General features: G+C 35.8%; 19 protein-coding genes. 2 read left to right on the forward strand and 17 right to left on the reverse strand.

From position 1 onward, the window contains the following. The 16 genes from CaldiYA01_RS07170 to CaldiYA01_RS07245 form a co-directional block, all read right to left on the reverse strand. Positions 1 to 1047, reverse strand: a complete 1047-nt coding sequence (locus tag CaldiYA01_RS07170; protein WP_207178265.1) for an L-threonylcarbamoyladenylate synthase — start codon at positions 1045 to 1047, stop codon at positions 1 to 3. Beyond that, positions 1044 to 1811 (reverse strand): ZIP family metal transporter, encoded by a 768-nt coding sequence (locus tag CaldiYA01_RS07175; RefSeq protein ID WP_207178267.1) that lies wholly within the window; start codon positions 1809 to 1811, stop codon positions 1044 to 1046. The genes CaldiYA01_RS07170 and CaldiYA01_RS07175 overlap by 4 nt, the downstream gene beginning before the upstream one ends. A gap of 64 nt (positions 1812 to 1875) precedes the next feature. After that, positions 1876 to 2649 (reverse strand): OmpA family protein, encoded by a 774-nt coding sequence (locus CaldiYA01_RS07180; RefSeq protein WP_207178269.1) that lies wholly within the window; start codon positions 2647 to 2649, stop codon positions 1876 to 1878. Between the two features lie 7 nt (positions 2650 to 2656). Then, a complete protein-coding gene (locus CaldiYA01_RS07185; RefSeq protein ID WP_207178271.1) occupies positions 2657 to 3454 on the reverse strand; it encodes a flagellar motor protein in 798 nt (265 codons plus the stop codon). A gap of 63 nt (positions 3455 to 3517) precedes the next feature. After that, the gene (prfA, locus tag CaldiYA01_RS07190; protein ID WP_207178273.1) at positions 3518 to 4585 is read right to left on the reverse strand and encodes a peptide chain release factor 1; all 1068 of its coding nucleotides are present in this window, start codon (positions 4583 to 4585) and stop codon (positions 3518 to 3520) included. A gap of 24 nt (positions 4586 to 4609) precedes the next feature. Further along, a complete protein-coding gene (prmC, locus tag CaldiYA01_RS07195) occupies positions 4610 to 5476 on the reverse strand; it encodes a peptide chain release factor N(5)-glutamine methyltransferase (protein ID WP_207178275.1) in 867 nt (288 codons plus the stop codon). Beyond that, the gene (locus tag CaldiYA01_RS07200; RefSeq protein ID WP_207178277.1) at positions 5466 to 6407 is read right to left on the reverse strand and encodes a DUF1385 domain-containing protein; all 942 of its coding nucleotides are present in this window, start codon (positions 6405 to 6407) and stop codon (positions 5466 to 5468) included. The genes prmC and CaldiYA01_RS07200 overlap by 11 nt, the downstream gene beginning before the upstream one ends. Before the next feature lie 80 nt (positions 6408 to 6487). Continuing rightward, positions 6488 to 6697 (reverse strand): 50S ribosomal protein L31, encoded by a 210-nt coding sequence (rpmE, locus tag CaldiYA01_RS07205; protein ID WP_013430572.1) that lies wholly within the window; start codon positions 6695 to 6697, stop codon positions 6488 to 6490. Positions 6698 to 6840: 143 nt separating this feature from the next. Then, entirely contained in the window at positions 6841 to 8112 is a 1272-nt protein-coding gene (locus CaldiYA01_RS07210; protein WP_207178279.1) for an MFS transporter, read from the reverse strand. Between the two features lie 37 nt (positions 8113 to 8149). Continuing rightward, positions 8150 to 8854, reverse strand: coding sequence for a PrsW family intramembrane metalloprotease (locus tag CaldiYA01_RS07215; protein ID WP_207178281.1), 705 nt, complete (start codon positions 8852 to 8854; stop codon positions 8150 to 8152). A 32-nt stretch (positions 8855 to 8886) separates the two neighbouring features. Next, positions 8887 to 9741, reverse strand: a complete 855-nt coding sequence (locus CaldiYA01_RS07220) for a DNA-3-methyladenine glycosylase family protein (RefSeq protein WP_207178283.1) — start codon at positions 9739 to 9741, stop codon at positions 8887 to 8889. A 92-nt stretch (positions 9742 to 9833) separates the two neighbouring features. Next, positions 9834 to 10406, reverse strand: a complete 573-nt coding sequence (locus CaldiYA01_RS07225; protein ID WP_207178285.1) for an N-acetylmuramoyl-L-alanine amidase family protein — start codon at positions 10404 to 10406, stop codon at positions 9834 to 9836. 174 nt (positions 10407 to 10580) lie between these two features. Continuing rightward, on the reverse strand, positions 10581 to 12248 hold the full coding sequence (rho, locus tag CaldiYA01_RS07230; protein WP_207178287.1) for a transcription termination factor Rho: 1668 nt from the start codon (positions 12246 to 12248) through the stop codon (positions 10581 to 10583). A gap of 249 nt (positions 12249 to 12497) precedes the next feature. Continuing rightward, positions 12498 to 13721, reverse strand: coding sequence for an NAD(P)-dependent malic enzyme (locus CaldiYA01_RS07235; RefSeq protein WP_207178289.1), 1224 nt, complete (start codon positions 13719 to 13721; stop codon positions 12498 to 12500). 51 nt (positions 13722 to 13772) lie between these two features. Beyond that, entirely contained in the window at positions 13773 to 15098 is a 1326-nt protein-coding gene (locus CaldiYA01_RS07240) for a replication-associated recombination protein A (protein WP_207178291.1), read from the reverse strand. A gap of 17 nt (positions 15099 to 15115) precedes the next feature. After that, positions 15116 to 16363 carry a serine hydroxymethyltransferase gene (locus tag CaldiYA01_RS07245; protein ID WP_207178293.1) on the reverse strand — a complete coding sequence of 416 codons (1248 nt, stop codon included), beginning with the start codon at positions 16361 to 16363 and terminating at the stop codon, positions 15116 to 15118. Positions 16364 to 16584: 221 nt separating this feature from the next. Here CaldiYA01_RS07245 and CaldiYA01_RS07250 point away from each other — a divergent pair, with 221 nt between their 5' ends. Both CaldiYA01_RS07250 and CaldiYA01_RS07255 read left to right on the forward strand, forming a co-directional pair. Further along, the gene (locus CaldiYA01_RS07250; RefSeq protein WP_207178295.1) at positions 16585 to 17337 is read left to right on the forward strand and encodes a threonine/serine exporter family protein; all 753 of its coding nucleotides are present in this window, start codon (positions 16585 to 16587) and stop codon (positions 17335 to 17337) included. A 19-nt stretch (positions 17338 to 17356) separates the two neighbouring features. Then, positions 17357 to 17803 carry a threonine/serine exporter family protein gene (locus tag CaldiYA01_RS07255; RefSeq protein ID WP_207178297.1) on the forward strand — a complete coding sequence of 149 codons (447 nt, stop codon included), beginning with the start codon at positions 17357 to 17359 and terminating at the stop codon, positions 17801 to 17803. A gap of 62 nt (positions 17804 to 17865) precedes the next feature. Here the strand turns inward: CaldiYA01_RS07255 and CaldiYA01_RS07260 are convergent, their stop codons facing one another. After that, entirely contained in the window at positions 17866 to 19971 is a 2106-nt protein-coding gene (locus tag CaldiYA01_RS07260) for a polyribonucleotide nucleotidyltransferase (protein ID WP_207178299.1), read from the reverse strand. Positions 19972 to 19981 lie beyond the last annotated feature (10 nt).

Consider the following 19981-nt stretch of genomic DNA (forward strand, 5'->3'; position numbering starts at 1 on the left):
TCACAACACCTCAACAATATTGTTTGCCGCTGCTTTGTAAAGTCTATTTTCCAGAGCAAGAAATTCTAAATCAAAATTTCCCCATTCACAAAGTATATAATCAACACTAAATTGGTTAAATTTTCTCAATATCGAAAACAGATTTCTCCCACACTCTTTTGCATCAAACATGCTCCCTAAAATGAGTTTGTATTGCGAATCAAAATTGTGAGCTGTTTCATAAAAACACAATATTCCAACATTATGACCTTTAAATTCCAATTTCTTTTTCATCTCATTTATCTTGTCAATCCTTTTATCAATTCTTCCTTTTACTATTATTAGATTAGCCTCAGGTGCATAATGCTTGTATTTCATACCAGGTGCCCTTGGCACAGTTCCAGTTAGTCCTTCCACCATTGTTTTACTATACTCTATATCACTAAGCACTTCTTTTAAAGCAAAATACGAAATTGCACCAGGTCTCAAAATCACAGGTTTTTTGCCACTCAAGTCCACCACAGTCGATTCAAGTCCAAAAGAACATTTACCACCGTCAATTATTATATCTATTTTACCCATCAAATCTTCTATCACATGATTAGCTTCTGTAGGGCTTGGTTTCCCAGAGACGTTTGCTGATGGTGCCGCCACAGGAACACCTGAAAGTCGTATAAGATCAAGTGCAACTTTATTTGCAGGCATCCTAATACCAACTGTTGGAAGACCTGCCGTTACGTTTTCAGGAATAACATTTTTCTTAGGTAGAACAATCGTAAGTGGTCCTGGCCAAAATCTTTCTATAAGCATATAAACCCTTTCATCTGTAATTTCGGCACATATCTCTAGCATCTCTTTTGAAGATATATGAACAATCAATGGATTGTCCTGAGGTCTTCCTTTAGCCCAAAAAATCTTATCCACTGCATCTTTTAAAAGTGCATTCGCTCCAAGACCGTATACAGTTTCTGTCGGAAATGCAACAAGCCCACCTTCTCTCAATATCAAAGCTGCTTTTTCAAGCTTTTCATAATCTATACCCTCTTTTGCATCAATGATAATTGTCATAATTCCAACCACTCCAAAAGTAGTAGTGCTACAATAATACCCATCATATTTGATATTGTCGCCATTTTTAAATTCTCTTTTCGACTATACTCTGGAATAAGTTCATTCATCACAACATAAAGCATCGCGCCTGCTGCACAAGCAAGACAGCCTGCAACTATATATTTGTTAATATAGCTTACCCCACTTCCAACCAAACACCCAACCCCTGTAGGAATTCCTGATAATATTGCATATCTTAATATTTTCTTTTTATCTTGCTTGGCTATTTTAAAAGGTAGCGAAAGAGCAAACCCTTCTGGAATATCATGAATTATTACCATAATCCCTACTAAAATTCCAAATTTCTTTTCTACTGAAAAGCTACTTCCTATTGCCAACCCCTCAGGAAAGTTGTGAAGAGAGAGAGCAACTAAAATCAGTATTCCACTTTTGAGATATTTGTTCTGTGAAAATGAAAATTTCACTGTTAATGCTCTTTCTAATATCCCAATCATAAAGTATGAAGCAATTAATACTAAAATACACGTTAGCAAGTTTGAAATACTCACAGCTTCAGGGATAAGTCCAAAGCAAATTAAACCAAGCATTAGTCCCGATGTAAACCCAATTAAAGAGTCTTTCATCTTCTCGCCGTTTAAAGGTAAAACCAAACCTGCCAGAGCGCCAACAAATGATCCAGCTATCCCACAAAAAAAAGCAAAAAGGTTGAAAACTAAAAAATTTATTTCAAACAAAGTAACTTTAAAATTAAATAATTTCATTTAAATATTATGAGAAAATCAGCCCTTTTATAAACACTCTAACCCAATATTTGAGTAAAATCTTTTATCTCACAGGTTCAGCTTTGCTGTATACCGTTCTCAGTATCACAATTGTAACTCTTCTGTTGAGCGCTCTTCCTTCTGGTGTCTTATTAGAAGCAATTGGTCTGTACTCGCCATATCCAACAACAGAAAATCTCTCAGGACGAACTTTTGAAACTCTTAAAATTTCTTGCAAAACAGATGTAGCTCTTGCTGTTGAAAGCTCCCAGTTAGAATAAAAGTATTTATTGTGAATAGGAACATTGTCTGTGTGCCCCTCAATTCTTATGTTATTATTTGGGACTTTTTCTAAAATCCTTGCAATCTCATGCACAACTTCTTTAGCCTGTGGTGTAAGTTTTGCTGAACCTGTATCAAATAACACATCTTTAAGTAAAATTGATAATCCTCTCTCTTCTTGTATTACAAGCACTTTACCTTCAATACCATGTTCTTTTATAAGCCCTAAAACCTGTTTCTGTATATCATTTATGAGTTCTTCTTCAGTCATCTGCTTATTTTTTGTTGCCCCACCAACATCAGTGTTTGTTCCTTTAACATTCTTTCCAGATAATCCTTCTAATATAGAGGGACCAGAGTTCTCAAAAATATAGGCTGTACCTTTCAAAACAGATGTTAAGGATTCTGTAAAGTTCTTAAATTTGTCTATGTCAAGTTTACTCATAGAATACATTACGATAAAATATATTAGCAAAAGAGTAATCAAATCAGCGTAAGTAATAAGCCATCTTTCATGATTTTCATGGGCTGGTTCTTCCATACGCTTTCTTGCCATCTACTTTTTACCCCCCAACAGTTGCACCAGCCGGTTCTTGAGCTTGGCTTTGCTTCTGACCAGCTTCTTTTAGCATCCCACCAATTTTTTCTCTAAGTATTCTTGGGTTTTCACCAGCCTGAATTGACAAAAGCCCTTCCACGATTATCTCATTTAACATTCTTTCCTGCTTTGCCTTTGTCTTTATCTTTTTACCAAAGTTGAGCCAGATAAGGTTGGCAGATGAAACGCCATATAAAGTCGCAACAAATGCAACAGCTATGGCCGGACCAAGCTCATCTGGATTTGTTAAGTTTGAAAGCACAGAAATAAGTCCCATAACAGTACCAATAATACCCATTGTAGGTGAATATCCACCTGCTGCTTCAAATACCTCAGCTGCTTCTTTAAGTTCATCTTCAGCAAGGTAAACTTCTCTGTCCAAAATATCCCTAATCACTTCTCCTTCAATACCATCAACAACAAGTCCCAAACCCTTTTTCAAAAGTGGATTTTGTATATTGGGAATTTCTTGCTCTAAAGCCAAAAGCCCTTCTTTTCGCGCCCTGTCAGAAAGCTGGACAAGTTGTTCAACCACACTTGCAAAATCAATTTTTTTATCCATAAAAACCATTTTAAAATGTTTTACAGCAGTTTTTATCTGTGACATTGGAAATGAAACAAGGACTGCAGCAATTGTTCCCCCAAAAACAATCATGGCAGCTGAAATCTGTAAAAGCTTTGCAGGATTACCTTTTTCTATTATAAATGCAGTCAAAAGTGAACCGAATCCTAATATTAATCCACCAATTGAAAGAATATCCATTTTTATCATCATCCCTTTTCTGGTGAAAATTTTGCGCACTTAGTCATAATAATTATCGGCATTTTAAACTACTTCCTTTAATCTTTCTGTCTGAAAATGAGTAATTAGAGCATCGATAATCTCATCAAGATCACCATCTAAAATCTGCTCAAGCTTGTACAAGGTAAGACCAATTCTATGATCTGTCACACGTCCCTGAGGAAAGTTATATGTTCTTATTCTCTCACTTCTGTCACCTGTTCCAACTTGGCTTCTTCTTTGGCTTTCTATCTCTTTTTGCTGAATACTCTGATAGTAATCATAAAGCCTTGCCCTCAGTATCTTCATTGCCCTGTCCCTGTTTGCATGCTGCGACCTTTCGTCCTGGCAGGTTACAACAATTCCCGTGGGCTTGTGAACAATTCTAACAGCTGACTCTGTCTTGTTTACATGCTGACCTCCCGCACCGCCTGCTCTGAACGTATCTATCTCAAGGTCCTCTTCTCTTATCTCAACTTCAACATCCTCAACTTCTGGCAAAACGGCAACAGTTGCAGTTGATGTATGAATTCTTCCGCCTGACTCTGTCACAGGAACTCTCTGAACTCTGTGAACTCCACTTTCATATTTGAGCCTGCTATACGCACCTTTTCCGCTTATCATAAAAATTACCTCTTTAAACCCATCCAAATCACTCTCACTTGTCGACATCACTTCAACTTTCCAGTTTTTCCTCTCTGCATACCTTGAATACATCCTGAAAAGCTCTGCTGCAAAAAGTGCTGCTTCCTCACCACCTGCACCTGCTCTTATCTCCATTATAACATTTTTTTCGTCGTTAGGATCCTTGGGCAAAAGTAAAATCTTGAGCTGTGTTTCCACAATCTCTTTCTGTTCTTTTGCCCGATTTAGCTCTTCTTTTACAAGTTTTTCAAAATCTTCATCAAGGTCTGTATCTAAAAGATCTTCAGCCTCTTTGATAGTGTCTAAAATCCTTTTGTATTCTCTGAACTTCTCTACAATTGGCTGAAGATTGCTATGTTCTTTCATAAGTTTTTGCCACTCTTGTGGTTGGCTTATTATCTCAGGGTCTGCAATCTTTTTCTCAAGCTCTAAATATTTTTCCTCAATTACTTGAAGCTTTTCTATCATTCAATCACCCCATCCAATATATTTTTACCCATTTATTGCAAAGATACATCTTTCAATATTATTCAAATCCTTTCTTGACTTTATATTCTCATAACCGTTTTGCTCTAAAATTCTCTTGACTTCTTCAGCTTGAGAAAATCCTACTTCAAAAATAATATAACCACCATCTTTGAGATATAGCTTTGCTTTGTTTGCAATCTCTTTGAAAAACCAAAGCCCATCCTCTTTTGAAAACAGAGCTATATGCGGCTCTTTTAAAACTTGCTTCTCAAGCTTGAACCTTTCACTTTCAGAGATATAAGGTGGATTGCTAAGTATGGCATCAAATTTAATATTTTTGGGAATATTTTCGAATAAGTTGCTCCTCACAAATAAAATCCTATTTTCTACACCATTCAATTCTGCATTCTTCCTCGCAATCTCAAGCGCTCTTTCCGAAATATCAACAGCTAAAACATTGCAATCTAAAAATTTGCAAAGAGCCACTGCGATGCAGCCACTACCAGTGCCAATATCTAAAAAGTATAGATTCTTCCTACCTTTAAATATTTCTATAGCAACCTCTACCAAAACCTCTGTGTCAAATCGTGGAATCAAAACATTCTCATCAACATAAAACTCAAGACCCATAAAGAAAGCTTTATTCGTACAATATTGAAGAGGATAGTCTTGTAAATATTTGGAAATAGCATTTACAATCTTTTCATATTTGTCTTGTCCTACAGGCAACCTTTTATTTAAAATAACCTCTGTTTTGTCAATCTCAAGTATTTGCGAAACCATCATAAGAGCAATCTTATTATAGTCTTCTTTTCTTTTTTCACAATAATCTTTTAACATTAAAACAGCTTCATTTAAGACCTCACCAATAGTCTTTAACCTACCACTCATCAAGTTTCTTATCCTCCGGCACTACCTCTTTTAATGCCTCAATTGCAACTTCTATCTGCTTTTCATCAGGCTCTTTTGTTGTAATGTTCTGAAGCCAAAGCCCAGGATATGATATTATTTTTGCTAAAGCACTTTCACTTTTCCCAGACCATCTTATTATCTCATATGATATACCAACAATTACAGGAAGAAGTAAAAGTCGTATTAGAGTCCTCATAACAACAGATTGCCAACCGGAGATAGTAAAAATGATTATACTGATAATTATCACAATGAACAAAAAGCTTGTTCCGCATCGCGGATGATGTGTAGAATATTTTTTTATACTTTGAATGCTTAACTCTTCACCATTTTCATATGCAAAAATTGTTTTGTGTTCCGCCCCGTGATACTCAAAGACCCTTTTTATCTCCTTCATCTGGGATGCAAATAAAAGATAAAGAACAAAAATTATTACTCTAACTATTCCTTCTATAATGTTTTTCCAAAAGCTACTGAGACTAAAACCTTTCAGTACCTCAACAGACCAAGTAGGAATATAAAAAAATAGAAGTATTCCGAGAACCATGGATACAACTACAGAAAAATAAATAGCTATATCGGTAATACCAAGCTTTTGAAAAAACTTTTTTTCAAAAAATTTGTCTACAAAATCTTTCTGTTTATCTTTTTCTTCATCTGGCAACTCTTCTAAAGCAATGTCAGCAGATTTCATCAAAGCTTTCGTCCCAAGAATCATCTGCTCAAATAAGATAAATATTCCTCTTATAAAAGGAATCTTTTTCAATTTGTTTGTATCATCTATTGATAAATCTCTCACCTCTTTATAAAGCTCACCATTTGGTCTTCTTATAACAATGGAGATTTTTTTCGGACCTTTCATCATTATGCCTTCTATAAGAGCCATTCCACCAATAGTAGTTTTTTTCATACTCATCTTCCTATCTTTGTAAATTTATAAAATAAAAAGGATTAGCACAGGCTAATCCCCTTTTGGTGTGCACTCTTTTTCTATTTCTGGTCAAGTCCGTATTTTTTCATAAACCTTTCTACTCTACCTGTTGTATCAACAAATTTTTGTTTACCTGTAAAGAATGGATGGCACTTTGAGCAAATTTCTACATGGATTTCTTTTTTTGTAGAACCAGTTATAAATGTTTCACCACACGCACATCTGACAACTGCATCATGGTAATATGTTGGATGGATTCCTTCTTTCATCACTTTCACCTCCTATAAGATTTATGCAAATTTTTGTTTTTTTCAAATCGATAACTTATTCTTTTAACCCATAAAGGTGCAAAAATATTTTACAACAGTTATTCCCCTTTTACAAGAGTTTTTTCAAAACCGGCATTAAAAGATTAATCCTCTTTTACCAAGCAACATAGAATAAAGAATCCTAATGCCATACAGCTAAATGATATTAAAAATAGAATATTTTTACCAAGCACATCAATTATACCACCTGCAATTATTGAATTAAACGCAAAAAATGGCCCCATAATAAAGTTTCTAAGACCAATATAAGATGGCTGTTTTAATGGGTCCTTGCAAAGTTTTGCAGCCATATTGCTCTCGTTTACGTTCCTTGCACTTTGAGCAATCCCAAACAGGGCAACAGAAAAGTAATATATTTCTATAGAGCTCATAAGGTATGTAAAATATATTGCAGGCAAAAATATCAAAGCAGAAATTAAAAGGGTACTTTTAAACCCGTACTTTGAACCGATTACTCCCCAGAGCATATATCCTACTGTTTGAGAAAAAAGCAATATTGTGGTTGCTACTGCAACATGTTGTGTTGAAATATTTAGACTATTTTTTGCAAATATAGTTTGAAAACCAAATGGCATTTTACCCAGTGCGCCAATAAATAAAACTGAAAGAAGATAATATGTAAAATTCCTATCTTCTTTTAGTATCAAAAACATACTCCTAAAATAATGCTTATTGTCAATTTCCTTTTTGGGTTTCTTGATAGGAATCTCTTTCATCATAGAAGCTATGTACAATGAGAGCATCATTATCAAAAACGAAATTAAAAATAAAAGACCATAGTTATAAGGAAAGTGTAAAAGCCTCAATATTTTCCCCATCAAAAAGGCTCCAAATGTCTCACACAGTCCCCCTATCGATGACCTTATACCAAAAAATTTGCTCCTTTGTCTTTCAGGAACAAGCTTTAGTATAAGATTGAACCACGTTATATTGGCAAATGAAGCAAAAAAACCTTGAAGACTAAAAATTATGTAAAAAAGAATTATAAATAAGAGCTTATTGTTAGCAGCAAATACAAACACATCAATAGCAAGCAAAAACCACATAAGCCTCATAAGCAAAGCAACTTTTATAAAATATTCTTTATATGTTTCAAGCATCTCAAGTTTTTTAGCAACAAGTATCTGCGGAGAGTTTGACAAAAGTACATTCAAAGTTGTCAAAAGTCCAATCAATGTATTTGAATGGACATAGTTTGAAATAAAATAAACTATCACAGTAGAGACTGGAAGCATACCACTTCCAATTGCAAATATTGATCCATCTGCAATAGAAATGATAGAGTTTCTCTTCAAATTTTTATAGGCAAACACCTCAAGTCTTTTGAGTTCCCGTTCTTGGTCTTCAGATGTCACTTTTTATCTCATCTCCTTAAATAAAATTCTATAAGTTTTAAAAGTATAACCTTGAAATCTCTTGACTTCTTTTAATTAACCTTAGACAATAAGCAAACAATAAAACCTCATACACACCAACAATGGCAAGCGCTCCATAGACATTTAGCATGAGCACAAAATCATAAATTCCATGCAGAAGCATAGGAATAACAAGAGAAGCCTTAAAATACCAGTAACTTCTGATCTCTGGTGCAAACTTTGCAAAACCCAAATAATACCCCATTATAATTCCAAACATAGCATGTGCAGGTACTGCCATCACACCTCTTAGAACAAGAACTGAAACTGCAGCGTCATACGAGGCTTGAAAAGCTTGATAAACATAGGCTACATTCTCAATTGCAGCAAACCCAACGGCAGAGAATACACTATAAACTATTCCGTCAAACGGCTGATTAAAATGTGGAGTGTCAAAAGCCACTCTTAGCGCAACAAGCCTTTTGAAATATTCTTCTGTAAGACCTGCAACAATAAACGCCTCAAATACAATAAATGAGAGTCTGCTTGAGGCAGAAATGCTGCCATATGCCATTAAAAAATATTCAATTGGCACAACAATAGAGCTAATAAGTATCCCCCATACAAAGGTTTTCAAAAGAAGATGAAGAGGTTCTTTTTCAAATTTGTCCCTAAAATAAATATAAAGAGCTATGAACAAAGAAGGAGCTATGCTCAAAATAATCAGTTTATAAAGCGTCACAGCAAATTTACCTCCATTTGTCATCTTGAGTTTTATTCATTGCGGTTTCTAATGTAGTTAAATAAAAAAAGCTGCGCATACCCAGCAAGTTCTCCAAACGACTTTATAAATTGTCTCAGCTGTTTGGTATTTTCTATTCCATAATATTCTCTCAAGGCACGCTTCACCCACACATCTACAGGGAACACATCATACTTTTGCAATGAATAAAGCAATATGCAGTCAGCAACCTTATCTCCTATCCCTTTTACCGTTTTTAAAATCTTCCTTGCTTCATCACTATTCAAAGACTTAAGACCTTCAAAGTCTATTTTACCCTCATCTAATTTAGCAATTGCATCTTTGATATACTCTGCTCTATAACCTAACCCTAAGCGTTTTAAATCTTCTGATGAAATCTTTTTTAAGTCCTCAATTTCTGGAAATGCCCAAGAAAAAAAACCTCTGTATTCTACTTTTTCCCCATAAGCCTGGCAAAGTCTTTCCACCAACATTTGAATTCTTTTTATGTTGTTATTCTGAGATATTATAAAAGAAATCATACATTCAAAAGGTTCTTGATTTAAAAGTCTCATACCTCTGTACTTCTCAACTGCTTTTTTCAAAATCTTATCATGATAAGAAAGTTCTTTTAAAATCAAATTATAGTCTTTATCCAAGTCAAAATACCAGTAAAAAAATCTTTTGAACTCATCAGGTGAACAGTTGTATATGTCGAAAGTATTGTTATCCTGGGGATATACTAAAACTATTTTTCTATTTACAACTCCTATGTATCCATATTCTGCCTTTTTCCATCTAAAACACTGCCCGCTAAAAAATGTGGCGTCAAAATTAATCTCTACTCCACTTACGCGAAGAAAACCAGTATACTCTTTTATATTCAAAAAATTCATTCCTTTCCAACTATTTATATGGTAAAACAAAAAGAGCCAACTCATTCTTGGCTCTATTTTTAATTATAAGAATACAGCATTTTTTATGCTTTATCAATATTTTTTTGATAATTCACAATTCCCTTTGCAATTGCTAAAGCAATTTGAGTCTGGTAATTTTGATTATTTAGCATTTTTTCCTCTTCAGGATTGCTCAAAAAACCGCACTCAATTAAGATTGCAGGCATTTTGGTAGCTCTCAGCACAAAAAAGTCTGCAAATTTAACTCCGCGATTTATGGTTTTTATTGACTCAACTATGCTTTTTTGCACCTCAATGGCAAGCAAAAATCCTTTCTGGCTGGTTTTGTAATAAAAAGTCTCTACACCCCTTGCAGATTCATTCTTACTGCTGTTGCAATGAATGCTGACAAAGATGTCCACCAAATTCCTGTTTGCTATTTCACTCCTTGCTTTTAAGTCTTCTTTTACACTTTTTTCACCCCAAGGCAAAATATCAGACTCTCTTGTCAAAATCACTTTGGCATTTGTGCCATCTTCCAATATGAATTTTAATTTTTTAGCAATTGCAAGTGTTATATCTTTTTCTTTGGTGTTGTTTTTTCCTATTGCTCCAGGGTCTTTCCCACCATGGCCTGGGTCTATACATATCTTCATCCTTATCACCTCCTTAAAATCAGTGTATTCCAAATTCCTCATATTTGTGAAATTCAAAAAAACGCTCAGAAATAAAAAAGTAGCTGCTATTTTGCTCAAAATAGCAGCTACTTTCTTCAAAATATCAATTGGATTTGTTCAAATCTCAATTTTTTTTAAAATTACTTTCTATTTTTATCTTAAATTTTGTAATATCTTTCTTATGAATTCTTCATTTGACTTTGTTTGGGAAAGCATACTTATAATTCTCTCTGTAGTTTCAGCTGTCCCAAAATTAGAAAGTGCTCTTCTGATAGCATCAACAGCTGCTTTTTCTTCTTCAGACAGCAAAAGTTCTTCTCTTCGCGTCCCTGATTTGTTTATATCAATAGCTGGGAATATTCGTTTTTCAGAAAGTTTTCTGTCAAGGTGCAACTCCATGTTACCAGTACCCTTGAACTCTTCAAATATGACATCATCCATTCGTGACCCTGTTTCAATCAATGCTGTTGCAAGGATAGTAAGACTACCACCTTCTTTAAGATTTCTTGCAGCACCAAAAAACTTTTTAGGCTTGTGAAGAGCGTTCGGGTCAAGACCGCCAGAAAGTGTTCTGCCAGAAGGTGGTTCAACCAAGTTATAAGCACGTGCAAGCCTTGTTAAGCTATCTAACAAAATTACAACATCTTTTTTACATTCAACAAGTCTCATAGCTCTCTCTAAAACCATTTCAGCAACTTTTATGTGGTGTTCCGGAGTTTCATCAAATGTAGAGTAATGTATCTCTGCTTTTATTGAGTCTTGCATATCAGTGACCTCTTCAGGTCTTTCATCGATGAGCAGTACAATCAAATGCAAATCATCATAGTTTGTCAGAATACTATTTGCTATCTTCTTTAATAGTGTTGTTTTACCTGCTTTTGGTGGTGCTACAATTAATCCTCTCTGGCCTCTTCCAATTGGCGCAATAAGGTCTATGAGTCTTACCGCTAAATCTTTAGGTTCATTTTTATTTTCCAAAATTATTCTTTTGTTTGGGAAAATAGGGGTAAGGTCTTCAAAAGGAGTGCGTTTTGCAACTTCTTCTGGTTTCATATCGTTGACGCTCTGAACATATAAAAGTCCAGCAAACTTCTCATTTTCTTTTGGGAGTCTAATGGGCCCTCTAATTTTATCTCCTGTTTTGAGATTAAACTTTCTGATTTGAGATGGCGAAACATATATGTCGTTTGGACCAGGAACAAACGAATCATCACGCAAAAATCCGTAACCGCCACCGCCCCCGGGCTCATAAATTATCTCCAAAACTCCTTCTCCTATGCCGCCTATCTCCACTTTACCTTCAAGTTCTTTTAACTCTGGTGGAATTTCTATCTGCATCTTATCCTCTCTTTTTTCTTCTTTTTTAGGTTTTAACTCTATTACCTTACTCTCTTCTTTTTTTTCCTTATTCACACTAACCTCTGTTGAGATTTCAGCTTTTTCTTCTTTTTGTATGTGTTTTAACAAAATCTGCTCTTTTTTGTTATTCTCTTCTTTATTTTTCATTTCGCTTGGTTTTCCCTCTTCCTTTTCCTCAGTCTCTTCAACCTTTGAATCCTGTTCTTCACTCTTTAACTCAAAAGTCTGTTGAACTTCTGCAGTTTCTGATTTCTTCTTTCTTCCTCTTTTACTTTTTTCTTTTTTACCAATGCCCTCAAGAACTGTGGCATCTTCTTCTGAACTTCCCAGAAAATTTTTAATAGCTTCCATCAATTCACCTTTTTTTAGCAAAGAATATTTTTGAATACCCAGACTTTTTGCTATTTCTCTAAGTTCAATAATAGACTTTCCCTTTAAAAACTCATCAAGTGACCCAGGCACTCTTTTCCCTCCTTGTCTACTGACTTCTCATTTCTTGCACTTATATTCTATTAACTTCTGTCTGGGGAAGTTAATTGCAAGAGATGACGTTTAACCTGACACCTTTTATTTTAAAAGTCCAACATTACTTTGTCAATAGTGACATAGTAGATTAAAGACAATGTTTCTATTTATAATAATCAGAATGAATAAAAAATAAAAAATCAGAGTTAGGCACCAAAATTTTACCTAACTCTGTAATTGACTCTTTTACATGCCTAACATAGACAAAATCCTTGATGTAAGCTCATCATCATTCAGATACAGTTTCGCAACCTTTTGTTCCATTGCCTTTTTTGCGACTGCTAAAGCTACCTCAAAGGCTACTTTCTTGTCAAAAGGCTTTGGAATTACATAATCCTCTGAAAGTTCTTGCTCTGCAATCTGAGCTATAGCCTCTGCAGCTGCTATCTTCATCTCATCTGTTATCCTTGTTGCCATAACATCAAGCGCTCCCCTAAAAATACCTGGAAACGCCAGCACGTTATTGACCTGGTTATTAAAATCAGACCTTCCTGTACAAACAATTCTTGCTCCTGCCCTTTTTGCAATATCTGGCATAATCTCTGGTATTGGATTTGCCATTGCCATCACAATTGCATCATCTGACATCTTTTTAATATCATCTTCATCCAGGACATTTGCAACAGAAAGACCAATAAATACATCCGCACCTTCAATCGCTCTGTGCAGCGAACCTTTTATTCCTTCTCTGTTGGTAATTCTTGCTATTTCTTCTTTGTACTTATTCATATCCTCTTCTCTTCCTTCAAATATGGAACCACATTTATCACAAACAACAATGTTTTTTGCTCCATACTTTAATAAAAGTTTTGCAGTTGCAATTCCAGCAGCACCAGCACCATTTATGACTATTTTTACATCTGATATTTTTTTATTTACAATTTTAAGAGAATTTATCAAAGCTGCCAGTGCTACTACAGCAGTTCCATGCTGGTCATCATGAAATACAGGAATATCAAGACTTTCTATCAGCTTCTCTTCAATTTCAAAGCATGCCGGTGCACTAATATCTTCTAAGTTTATTCCTCCAAAGGATGTTTCAATAAGTTTTACTGTCTTTACAATCTCATCAACATCCTTTGAAGCTATGCAAATGGGGAATGCATCAACTCCGCCAAACTGTTTAAACAAAATTGCTTTGCCTTCCATAACAGGCAAAGAGGCATGCACACCAATGTCTCCCAAACCCAAAACAGCTGTACCATTTGTTACCACTGCAACCCAGTTGGATTTAGATGTATACTCATACACAAGAGACTTATTCTTTGCAATCTCCCTGCAAGGTTCTGCAACACCGGGTGTATAGTATACACTGAGGTCGTGCTGATTATCTACACTAACTTTGCTTTTGAGGGCAATCTTTCCTCTATGTTGTCTGTGAAGCTGCAGTGCAAGCATTTTTACATCCATTCTTTATTTTCTCCTCTCCACGCTCTTTTTGTGCGTGCAAATTTCGATTCTTTAGCTATCAAGCTGTTCTTTCAACTTCTTAATATATTCAGCTATAAATTTTTCTTTTCCCATCTCAGTTGGATAATAGTATTTTTTACCAATAAGTTCATCAGGTAGATACTGTTGAGAAACCCAGTGATTTTTATAATCATGAGGATACAAGTACCCAATACCGTGTCCGAGCTTTTCTTCTCCATGTGTTGCCATTCTAAGGTGCATAGGAATACTTTTTATACTCACATTTTTAGCATCTTCCAAGGCTTTTTCAATTGCCAAATATGCAGAGTTGCTCTTTGGAGCACACGCAAGATAGATGGTTGCCTCAGACAAAATAATTCTTGCTTCAGGCATTCCTACAAATTCACATGCCATTGCTGCAGAAACTGCGATTGTGAGCGCCATCGGGTCTGCCAAGCCAATATCTTCTGCTGCCAATATTATAAGTCTTCTTGCAATAAACTTTATATCCTCTCCGCTGTCAAGCATCTTTGCCAAGTAAAACAGCGCTGCATCCGGGTCAGACCCTCTTACACTCTTTATAAAGGCAGAAATGGTGTCGTAGTGCATATCTCCTGTTGCATCATATAGTGCTATCTTTCTATTTGAAAGATTTATGACAGATTCCTGGGAAATATAAATCTTGCCGTCATCTTGGGCTGAAGAAGAATACACTACAGCTTCTAAGATGTTTAAAGCAACCCTTGCATCTCCACCTGATAGTTTTGCTATTAGCTTTTTAGCATCATCTTCTATTTGGATATTCAACTCACCAAGTCCATTTTCTTTATCCGAAAGTGCTTTTTCAATAATCTTTAATATATCTTCCTCTTTAAGTGGAAAAAGTTCAAATACCAAAGACCTTGACACAAGTGCTTTATTGACCTCATAAAAGGGATTTTCGGTTGTTGCCCCAATCAAGATTATTACTCCTTCTTCTACAGAAGGCAAAAGTGCATCCTGCTGAAGTTTGTTAAATCTGTGTATCTCGTCAATAAAAAGAATAGTCTTTCTCCTTGTTTGAGAAAACTCAATCTTGGCTTCTTCTATAATCTTCTTAATATCATTTACACCTGCTATTGTAGCATTTATGGTTTTGAAAATCTTGCCTGTAGCATTAGCAATCACATGTGCAATTGTAGTTTTTCCAGTCCCGGGCGGTCCATAGAGAATTATTGAAGTAAGTCTATCGTTTTTAATTAAGTTATAAAGAGGTTTACCAGGACTCAATATATGTTCCTGTCCCACAATCTCCTCAAGGCGTTTGGGTCTGAGCTTGTAAGCAAGAGGAGATTCTTTTTTTAACCTCTTTTCACCAAGATATTGGAAAAAGTCCATTTTAATTCACCTTAAGCCTATTCATCAAATTCTTTATACAAAGGATGTTTTTCGCAAAGAGCTTTTACCTTGCTCAAAATATTCTCTTTACTATCAGAATTTGTCAAAGCATCATGGATGATATCTGCAACCTCAATCATATCCTCTTCTTTAAACCCTCGGGTTGTAACAGCCGGCGTCCCAAGTCTTATCCCACTTGTTATCATTGGACTTTGAGTATCAAAAGGAATTGCGTTTTTGTTACATGTTATGTTGTGCTCATCCAATATTTTTTCGGCATCTTTTCCTGTAATACCTTTATTTCTCAAATCTACTAACATTAAATGATTATCAGTTCCACCACTCACAAGTCTGAATCCTCTTTCAATAAGTCTTGTGCTCAGAGCCTTTGCATTTTTCAATATTTGAACCTGGTAGTTTTTGAACTCTTCTGTCATAGCTTCTTTGAGCGCAACAGCTTTTGCAGCTATTACATGTTCAAGCGGTCCACCTTGAATGCCAGGGAAAATTGTCTTATCAATTAATTTTGCATACTTCTCTTTGCAAAGAATAAGGCCACCGCGTGGACCTCTGAGCGTTTTGTGTGTTGTGGTTGTAACAAAATCAGCATATTCAACAGGTGATGGATGAAGCCCTGCAGCAACAAGCCCAGCAATGTGAGCCATATCTACCATCAAATAAGCTCCCACTTCATCAGCTATCTCTCTGAACTTTTTAAAATCGATTACTCTCGGATACGCCGATGCGCCTGCCAAGATAAGTTTTGGTCTGTGCTCCTTTGCAAGTTTTAAAACTTCATCATAGTTAATTGTTTCTGTCTCAGGGTCAACTCCATATGAAACAATATTGTAAAGTTTTCCTGAAAAGTTCACAGGGCTGCCATGAGTAAGATGTCCACCATGCGAAAGATTCATTCCAAGGATGGTATCACCCGGATTTAATACCGCAAAATACACAGCCATATTTGCCTGTGCACCTGAGTGTGGCTGAACATTAGCATGTTCAGCTCCAAACAGTTTTTTAGCTCTCTCAATTGCTATAGATTCAACAACATCGATATATTCGCATCCACCATAATATCTTCTTCCTGGATATCCTTCTGCATATTTATTTGTCAAAGGTGAACCCATTGCTGCCATTACTGCGCTTGAAACAAAGTTCTCAGATGCAATAAGCTCAATCTTATTCTGCTGTCTTTTAAGCTCGCTCTTTATTGCCTCAGCTATTTCTGGGTCAGTGCCTTTCACTAAATCGTAAAAATACATTTTCATCTCCCTTTCCGAAGGTTTTGTTGCAAAGATATTCGAACGTTCATACTTTATGATTATACATCAATTTTTTCTTTGTGTATATTATATTTTAGCCCAATTTTAAAAGTCAACCATTTGAACATATTTGTGCACAAAGTTTAATGTTCACACATTGGCATAAATACTATATAATCTTACTGTGAAAAATCAAGAAGATGGAGGCTATTCTTAAAAAAATGATGAGCTCGAAACAACTTATAGAGATTGCGCTCTTAGCAGGTGAGATAATGCTTACAAACGGTGCTGAAACACACAGAGTGGAAGATACAATGGTTAGAATATGTTCAAAAGGAAAATTAAGGCTTGCCGAAAGTTTTGTAATACCAACTGTAATTGTTGCAACAGTTGCAGATGAAAATAATAATCTGGTTACTGTCTCAAAAAGAATTAAAAGCAGAACAATTGACCTTAATAAAATTTCACTTGTAAATCAGTTTTCCCGCGATTTTCAAACCCATGAATACACCTATGAACAAGCAATTGAAATCTTGAATAAGATTAAAAATAAAAAAGGATATTCTTTTTATTTGTTACCATTTGCAGCAGCACTTGTTTGTTGTTTTTCCACAATTTTGTTTGGAGGGAAAATCAGAGATGCAATTTCAGCTTTTTTTGTAGGTTTTGTAACCCAAACCATTTTGAATTTTATGAATTTCAAAAACTTTTCTTATTTTATCTCTTACATCATTGGAGGATCTATAACTGCTTTAATAGCACTCATTACAGTAAATCTCAATATAGGTATTCATTTAGATAAAATAATCATTGGTTCTGTAATGATAATGACCCCAGGGGTTGCAATTACTAACGCAATAAGGGATACTATTGCAGGTGATCTTTTATCCGGGGTTGCAAGAGGAGTTGAAGCCTTTTTAATAGCTGTGTTCATTGCAACAGGAGCCGGTATTACGCTCAGTCTTTTTAGATAAATCTCAAAAGGAGGAAAAAATGTTGGAAAAAAGCTTGGTGTTTCAGCTAATTTCAGCGTTTATTGTAAGTTTTTCTTTTGCTATTCTTACAAACTCACCACGCAAAAGTCTACTGTACTGTGGAATAAATGGAATGTGCGGCTGGCTTGTCAATTTATTGCTGCTGCGATTTGGATTTTCTCAAATTTTATCCGTTTTCTTCGCAGCACTCTCCATAAATGTGCTGTCAGAAATATTTGCAAGATTTCTCAAAAATCCTGTGCCAATTTTTCTTATCCCGGGATTGATACCACTTGTGCCAGGAGCTGGCATGTACAATACAATGACCGCACTTCTCAAAAGCCAGTTTGAACTTGCTATCAAAACAGGTATGCAAACCCTTTTGATTGCAGGTTCAATTGCAGTTGCGATAATGATTGTAACGTCTTTTAACTGGGTGTTCAAGACCTTTCAAAGAAAATCATAATTTCATTTGAGAGTAAAAACAAAAGAAAGCATAAGCCACTTGTACATGGTTTATGCTTTCTTTTATTTTGCTTTCCTTGAATATGTTACATTTAGTGCTTCTTTTCGTGAAAGTGAAAGTCTGCCAAGCTTGTCAATTCCTATTACCTTTACAAGCACCAAATCTCCAACTTTTACAACTTCGTCTACAGATTTTAATCTTTTTTCATCTAACTGAGATATATGCACAAGTCCTTCTTTGCCAGGATATATTTCAACAAACGCCCCATACGATGCAGTTCTTGTCACCTTGCCAAGGAAAAACTGCCCAACTTCAATCTCACGACCAATTCCCTCAATCATGCTTATTGCTCTGTTACCTGATATGTCATCAGGTGCTGCAACAAAAATCCTCCCATCCGGTTCTATATCAATCTTTACGTTTGTCTCTGCGATAATTTTATTTATCATCTTTCCACCTGGTCCAATTATGTCTCGAATCTTTTCAGGGTCAACTGTGGTTTTGAATATCTTTGGAGCATAAGGTGAGAGCTCACTTCTTGGCTTGTCAATTACAGTTTGCATAAAATCTAAAATTTTAAGTCGTGCTTCTCTTGCCTGATAGAGTGCCTTTTCGATAATTTCTCTTGTAAGTCCATGGATTTTTATGTCAAGCTGAATGGCAGTAATACCTTCTCGGGTTCCTGCCACCTTAAAGTCCATATCTCCAAAGAAGTCTTCTATACCTTGAATGTCAGTAAGAAGAATAAAACTGTCGTCGTCTTTTGTAATAAGACCGATAGAAATTCCTGCAACAGGCGCTTTAATTGGCACACCAGCATCCATTAGTGCAAGAGTACTGCCGCATACACTTGCCTGTGACGTTGAACCGTTAGATGTCAAAACCTCTGATACAAGTCGAATGGTGTAAGGGAATTCATCCTCTGAAGGAATAACAGGTTCAAGTGCCCTTTCAGCCAAGGCACCATGTCCTATCTCTCTTCTTCCAGGACCTCTTACAGGTTTTGATTCACCTGTAGAGAATGGTGGGAAGTTATAATGATGCATATACCTTTTTGCCTCTTCTTCTTCAAGGCCGTCTAAAAATTGCATCTCACCTTTTGTGCCAAGAGTTGCCACTGTCAAAACCTGAGTGTAACCTCTTTTGAACAGAGCAGAACCGTGAGTTCTTGGCAAAATACCAACCTCAGCATAAAGCGGCCTTATCTCGTCAAATTTTCTGCCATCAGGGCGTTTCCCTTCCTCTGCAATCATCTTTCTGACAATCTCTTTTTCAAGGTTATATAGTGCATCGTCTACAAGTAAAAGAGTTTCTTCTGTCTCACCTTCGAAAGCTTTAAACACTTCTTCTTTGAGCTCATCAAGCTTCTTATCTCTTTCAATCTTGTCGGGTATCTGCACATATTGATAAACTTTGTCATATGCAATTTCACGTACCTTTTGTTTTATCTCTTCTGGCACAATCCTCTTTTGATATTCCATTTTCGGTTTACCAATTTCTTTTACTATTCCTTCAATAAACTCAACAATTTTTTTGATCTCTTCCTGTGCTCTCAGTATAGCCTCAATCATAATGTCCTCGGGAACTTCTTTCGCACCAGCTTCTATCATCATCACCCTGTCTTTTGTCCCCGACACAACAAGATGAAGCTTGCTCACTTCTCTTTCCTTAGCAGTAGGGTTTATGACAATCTTCCCATCCACATATCCAACAAGCACAGAACCAGTTGGCCCTTCAAATGGTATATCAGAGATTGACAGTGCAACAGATGAACCAAGCATTGCAAGAACATCCGGTGGATTGTCAGGGTCGACTGACAGTACTGTGGCTATAATAGAAACATCATGATAAAAATCTTTTGGAAAAAGCGGTCTTATAGGTCTGTCAATTAATCTTGCAGAAAGAATTGCTTTTTCGGATGGTTTGCCTTCTCTTTTAATAAATCCACCTGGAATTTTACCAACAGAGTATAGCCTCTCTTCATAGTCAACTGTAAGAGGGAAAAAGTTTATACCTTCTCTTGGCTTTTCAGAAGCACATGCAGTGACAAGCACAGCCGTGTCACCATATCTTGCAAGCACAGCCCCGTTTGCCAAAAGAGCGTATTTTCCTATCTCAAAGCTGAGCTCTCTTCCCGCAAGTTCCATTTTATAAATTTTACTCTCCAATCTCTACCAC

It is taken from the genome of Caldicellulosiruptor diazotrophicus (assembly GCF_017347585.1).
In the GTDB taxonomy this organism is placed as follows: domain Bacteria; phylum Bacillota; class Thermoanaerobacteria; order Caldicellulosiruptorales; family Caldicellulosiruptoraceae; genus Caldicellulosiruptor; species Caldicellulosiruptor diazotrophicus.

Excerpts from the sequence above, each read along its gene's own strand:
- CaldiYA01_RS07170 (WP_207178265.1), bottom strand. The coding sequence starts at position 1,047 with ATGACAATTATCATTGATGCAAAAGAGGGTATAGATTATGAAAAGCTT.
- CaldiYA01_RS07175 (WP_207178267.1), bottom strand. The coding sequence starts at position 1,811 with ATGAAATTATTTAATTTTAAAGTTACTTTGTTTGAAATAAATTTTTTA.
- CaldiYA01_RS07180 (WP_207178269.1), bottom strand. The coding sequence starts at position 2,649 with ATGGCAAGAAAGCGTATGGAAGAACCAGCCCATGAAAATCATGAAAGA.
- CaldiYA01_RS07185 (WP_207178271.1), bottom strand. The coding sequence starts at position 3,454 with ATGGATATTCTTTCAATTGGTGGATTAATATTAGGATTCGGTTCACTT.
- prfA (WP_207178273.1), bottom strand. The coding sequence starts at position 4,585 with ATGATAGAAAAGCTTCAAGTAATTGAGGAAAAATATTTAGAGCTTGAG.
- prmC (WP_207178275.1), bottom strand. The coding sequence starts at position 5,476 with ATGAGTGGTAGGTTAAAGACTATTGGTGAGGTCTTAAATGAAGCTGTT.
- CaldiYA01_RS07200 (WP_207178277.1), bottom strand. The coding sequence starts at position 6,407 with ATGAAAAAAACTACTATTGGTGGAATGGCTCTTATAGAAGGCATAATG.
- rpmE (WP_013430572.1), bottom strand. The coding sequence starts at position 6,697 with ATGAAAGAAGGAATCCATCCAACATATTACCATGATGCAGTTGTCAGA.
- CaldiYA01_RS07225 (WP_207178285.1), bottom strand. The coding sequence starts at position 10,406 with ATGAAGATATGTATAGACCCAGGCCATGGTGGGAAAGACCCTGGAGCA.
- CaldiYA01_RS07235 (WP_207178289.1), bottom strand. The coding sequence starts at position 13,721 with ATGGATGTAAAAATGCTTGCACTGCAGCTTCACAGACAACATAGAGGA.
- CaldiYA01_RS07240 (WP_207178291.1), bottom strand. The coding sequence starts at position 15,098 with ATGGACTTTTTCCAATATCTTGGTGAAAAGAGGTTAAAAAAAGAATCT.
- CaldiYA01_RS07245 (WP_207178293.1), bottom strand. The coding sequence starts at position 16,363 with ATGTATTTTTACGATTTAGTGAAAGGCACTGACCCAGAAATAGCTGAG.
- CaldiYA01_RS07250 (WP_207178295.1), top strand. The coding sequence starts at position 16,585 with ATGATGAGCTCGAAACAACTTATAGAGATTGCGCTCTTAGCAGGTGAG.
- CaldiYA01_RS07255 (WP_207178297.1), top strand. The coding sequence starts at position 17,357 with ATGTTGGAAAAAAGCTTGGTGTTTCAGCTAATTTCAGCGTTTATTGTA.